Origin of the sequence: Pseudomonas sp. PA-4-8C (assembly GCF_021606625.1) — a bacterium.
Taxonomy (GTDB): Bacteria; Pseudomonadota; Gammaproteobacteria; order Pseudomonadales; family Pseudomonadaceae; genus Aquipseudomonas; species Aquipseudomonas lactis.
The window spans coordinates 1-3,013 of sequence record NZ_WKCD01000425.1; the positions used below are offsets into that span (position 1 = coordinate 1).

Below are 3,013 nucleotides of genomic sequence, written 5' to 3' on the forward strand. Positions count from 1 at the left end.
GAAAAACACCGAAAGCCCCCGAAGCGTTTGCCAATGAGTTGATCAGGGAGTAGCCATTCTATCCAGACAGAGCCAATGCCAAACGCGTTGACGGCTGGCAAACACTGCTCGATTTTCTCCCGAACAAACCCGTGCCGGTTTCGCGAATCGACCTCAGTGATTTCAAGGAAAGTGAACTTGATCGCGAACAGCCCTCCACCGCTGAGCAGCCTTATATGCTCGTGATCCCGCGCAGTCATCATATTGCCGACTCGGTGATCAAGGCATTGGAACTGGATAACCCGGCCATCAAGAAAGCCGCCGCGGGAACCACGACCTTTGAGAGCAACCAAGAAATACTGACCCACGTCACAGAGTTTTTCCTCAACCTTATTCCCTTCCGTTCTGCAATCGTCAACTTCATGGAGGGCAACTATGGGGAAGGCATCACGGACGTCGCCTTTGACGTTTTCGGTTTTGTCACTGCTGGCGTAGGCATGGCGGCCAAGATTGGCAAAGTGCTGGGTACTGCTGGATCTGCGGTCAGCAAGGCGCTCAAGGTCACGAAAATCATGGTGCCGTCTCTGCTCAAGGAGCTGAACCCGTTAAACGGCGTGGGCGATCTGCTAAAAGGCGCGGGCAAAACCATTTACGAAGGCACAGAAGCGATAGCCGGCCTGATGGGCTCCCTCAAGGGTACCGCAAACCGCGAAGCGCTGATCAGCGCCGCAAGCCGCTATGAGGCGGCCGCAACGGGCACTTTTAAAGTCAGCGGGAACAGTGTCGAGGGCATGGCGGTCAAGCGGGATGGGCGTTGGTATGCATACGATGCGCATAAACAGAAAGCTTTCGGTGCACCTCAGGATTTCGATCCGGTGCATACACTGATGCCACCCTCACCCCGCGCGGACTTCTCCCCCCGTGGGCAAGTGAGCGCTCGTCAAAACAGCCGATTTCACCCCTACAAAAAACCCATCGAAAAAACGCCGAACATCGATGCAAGAACGCCAACAACACCAGTGATCGTAAACAAAACCGATCATCTGGACTCCATCAAAGAAGAATACGTCGTACACATTAAAGGCCGTCCCAACGAAGGCCATTTCACACCGAGCCGGAGGAAACCGACAGAACAACGATTCGAAGCAGAAATGAATGACTTCCATCAAAAACTGGACCCTTTAGACCCACCGAACCGCCCCACGATTCCGGAAACGAAACCCTACGACAAAGTGCCCGACCTGATTGAAAAAGCCTTGGACAATTCGGATGTGGTGATATTTGGGGAGAGCCACCAGCATCTGGCCATGTTCCGCGAAATTGACGCGAGCATAGAGCTGTTCAAACGCAAAAATGTGAAGGTGGTCGGCATTGAGGGTGTCGTCTATGACAACCGTGGATTACTCAAGGACGATGGCATGGGCCATACAGGCCCCAACCTGAGACCAGCTCACCCTCAATACAATCTGCAAACGCTGATCAAAAAATTCCAGGACGCCGGAATAGAAGTCGTACCACTCGATCACTTTTATCTGACGCGTCACCGACATGACCGGAATGCTTACACGAAGCTAAGCACAACCCAACGAAACCTGAAAAGACTCAAGGAGTTTAACTACTACGCGGCACGCGTCATTGAACAACACAAACACAAAGGCAAAGTGGTCGCCCTGGTAGGACGCCAGCACATCAACACCACTCAAGGCGTCACCGGCCTGGCTGAAGCGACCGGAGGGATCGGTATCGGTGTTTACGAACGAACAGGCATGAAGGTGGGCTACGGCACGAACTCCAAGGATATTAAACCGGGGCCGATGGGCACCCTGAACGCTGACAACGATCTGGCGGGAGACCTGCAAATCTATTCGCCAGCAACCTGACAACACGTTAAATAGTTGCCTGCGCAGCACGCAGGCAACGATCAAAATCATCAGCCGCCATGCACCCACCGCTGGTGCACCCAACGCGCAAACGCATCCAGTGCAAACCCCAGCAACCCGATGACCACTACCATCGCCATCAACTCCGAGTACGCCAGACGATCGCGGGTATCAAGGATGTAATACCCCAGGCCCGCGCTGACCCCGAGCATTTCGCAGGGCACCAGGACGATCCACAGAATACCGATGGCCAGGCGCACGCCGGTCAGCACATGCCCCACCACGCCAGGAATGACCACCCGACGCAATGTTTCCCAACGCGTGGCGCTCAAGCTCTTGCTCAGTTGCAACCAGCGCGGGTCGAGCTGACGCACGCCGGCTGCGGTGTTGAGCATGATCGGCCAGACAGCCGCGAAGGCCAGCAGGAAGTAGATAGGCTGGTCGCCCACGCCCATCAGCATCACCACGATAGGCATCCACGACAGTGGCGAAATCATCCGCAGAAACTGGAACGCCGGCGTTGTCGCCGCCTCCAGGTTACGCGAACTGCCCACCAGCAACCCGAGGGGTACTCCCACTAACAACGCGAGAAACAACCCGACAAAAATACGCTTCAAGCTGACGGCGATGTGCAGGTACAACTCACTGCGTCCGAGCAATTCCCACAGGCTGCTCGCGGTGGCCGCCAGGGAAAAGCGCGCCGACAGGCCATCGGCCTCGCCAAAGACTTTCACGCCCAGCCACCACAGCACCAACAACCCCGCCAAGCCACTCAGCCCCAGCCGCCAGCCGGGGATTCTGCTGTTGTTCAAACGCCGATCTCCTCGTGCCGCTCATAGCCGTCCGGCAAACCGAAGGTCTGCATGCCGCCCACGGCTTCGATCGCCTTGCGCACGAAACGGTCGTCCACCAGGTCCTTGGCGACGAAGGCTGGGTCCAGGTCTGCGAGAAACTTTTTATCGCCTTCGATCAAGGTGTCCTTCAAGCGCCGCACCAGTTCTTCGGTGTAGCTGGGGAACGGGTACGGTTGGAAGTCGATGCGATGCTCGTCCCAGTTGGCGTGCTGGATTGCGCCGTCGGCAACATAGCCGGCGCGGTCGCTGGCCGCAGGCGCCAGGACTTTGCTCAACACCGGCTCGGCATGGGGCGTGTAG

Annotated in this window: 2 protein-coding genes and 1 pseudogene; 1 reads left to right on the forward strand and 2 read right to left on the reverse strand. The window is 56.7% G+C overall.

The window, feature by feature from the left end; all coding sequences use genetic code 11:
* Positions 1-131: 131 nt before the first annotated feature.
* Positions 132-1,859, forward strand: coding sequence for a membrane-targeted effector domain-containing toxin (locus GIW04_RS29385; RefSeq protein WP_236479502.1), 1,728 nt, complete (start codon positions 132-134; stop codon positions 1,857-1,859).
* Between the two features lie 50 nt (positions 1,860-1,909).
* Here GIW04_RS29385 and GIW04_RS29390 read toward each other — a convergent pair whose 3' ends face one another.
* Together GIW04_RS29390 and GIW04_RS29395 are read right to left on the reverse strand one after the other, a co-directional pair.
* The gene (locus tag GIW04_RS29390) at positions 1,910-2,671 is read right to left on the reverse strand and encodes an ABC transporter permease (protein ID WP_236479504.1); all 762 of its coding nucleotides are present in this window, start codon (positions 2,669-2,671) and stop codon (positions 1,910-1,912) included.
* Positions 2,668-3,013: pseudogene (locus tag GIW04_RS29395) on the reverse strand (ABC transporter substrate-binding protein); the annotation flags it as partial. The gene GIW04_RS29390 and the pseudogene GIW04_RS29395, both read right to left, overlap by 4 nt.